The sequence below is a fragment of the Streptomyces sp. 796.1 genome (assembly GCF_047525675.1).
Taxonomy (GTDB): Bacteria; Actinomycetota; Actinomycetes; order Streptomycetales; family Streptomycetaceae; genus Streptomyces.
Map to the genome: position 1 here is coordinate 1 of NZ_JBLIWA010000108.1, position 1,824 is coordinate 1,824.

General features: G+C 56.6%; 1 rRNA gene. It reads left to right on the forward strand.

Going from position 1 to position 1,824, the window contains the following annotated elements:
• Window positions 1-1,824 (forward strand): 23S ribosomal RNA (locus ACMA1D_RS32735); the annotation flags it as partial.

The window sequence follows — 1,824 nt, forward strand, 5'->3', positions numbered from 1 at the left end:
GTTGGGTTGGGTAGGGGAGCGTCGTGTGCCGGGTGAAGCAGCCGCGTAAGCGAGTTGTGGATGGTTCACGAGTGAGAATGCAGGCATGAGTAGCGATACAAACGTGAGAAACGTTTGCGCCGATTGACTAAGGGTTCCTGGGTCAAGCTGATCTGCCCAGGGTAAGTCGGGACCTAAGGCGAGGCCGACAGGCGTAGTCGATGGACAACCGGTTGATATTCCGGTACCCGCTTTGAAACGCCCAGTATCGAGCCCATTAATGCTAAGCCCGTGAAGCCGTTCCGGACCCTTCGGGGAATGGAAAGTGGTGGAGCCGGTGACCCGAGGTGGTAGTAGGTAAGCGATGGGGTGACGCAGGAAGGTAGTCCAGCCCGGGCGGTGGTTGTCCCGGGGTAAGGGTGTAGGGCGCTGTCTAGGTAAATCCGGGCGGCATAAAGCCTGAGACCTGATGCCGAGCCGATTGTGGTGAAGTGGATGATCCTATGCTGTCGAGAAAAGCCTCTAGCGAGTTTCATGGCGGCCCGTACCCTAAACCGACTCAGGTGGTCAGGTAGAGAATACCGAGGCGTTCGGGTGAACTATGGTTAAGGAACTCGGCAAAATGCCCCCGTAACTTCGGGAGAAGGGGGGCCATTTCCGGTGATGGGATTTACTCTCTGAGCTGGGGGTGGCCGCAGAGACCAGCGAGAAGCGACTGTTTACTAAAAACACAGGTCCGTGCGAAGCCGTAAGGCGATGTATACGGACTGACGCCTGCCCGGTGCTGGAACGTTAAGGGGACCGGTTAGCTGACTTTCGGGTTGGCGAAGCTGAGAACTTAAGCGCCAGTAAACGGCGGTGGTAACTATAACCATCCTAAGGTAGCGAAATTCCTTGTCGGGTAAGTTCCGACCTGCACGAATGGCGTAACGACTTCTCGACTGTCTCAACCATAGGCCCGGTGAAATTGCATTACGAGTAAAGATGCTCGTTTCGCGCAGCAGGACGGAAAGACCCCGGGACCTTTACTATAGCTTGATATTGGTGTTCGGTTCGGCTTGTGTAGGATAGGTGGGAGACTGTGAAGCATGCACGCCAGTGTGTGTGGAGTCGTTGTTGAAATACCACTCTGGTCGTGCTGGATGTCTAACCTGGGTCCGTGATCCGGATCAGGGACAGTGTCTGGTGGGTAGTTTAACTGGGGCGGTTGCCTCCTAAAGGGTAACGGAGGCGCCCAAAGGTTCCCTCAGCCTGGTTGGCAATCAGGTGTTGAGTGTAAGTGCACAAGGGAGCTTGACTGTGAGACTGACGGGTCGAGCAGGGACGAAAGTCGGGACTAGTGATCCGGCGGTGGCTTGTGGAAGCGCCGTCGCTCAACGGATAAAAGGTACCCCGGGGATAACAGGCTGATCTTCCCCAAGAGTCCATATCGACGGGATGGTTTGGCACCTCGATGTCGGCTCGTCGCATCCTGGGGCTGGAGTCGGTCCCAAGGGTTGGGCTGTTCGCCCATTAAAGCGGTACGCGAGCTGGGTTTAGAACGTCGTGAGACAGTTCGGTCCCTATCCGCTGTGCGCGTAGGAGTCTTGAGAAGGGCTGTCCCTAGTACGAGAGGACCGGGACGGACGAACCTCTGGTGTGCCAGTTGTTCTGCCAAGGGCATGGCTGGTTGGCTACGTTCGGGAGGGATAACCGCTGAAAGCATCTAAGCGGGAAGCCTGCTTCGAGATGAGGGCTCCCACCCACTTGATGGGGTAAGGCTCCCAGTAGACGACTGGGTTGATAGGCCAGATATGGAAGCCTCGTGAGGGGTGGAGTTGACTGGTACTAATAGGCCGAGGGCTT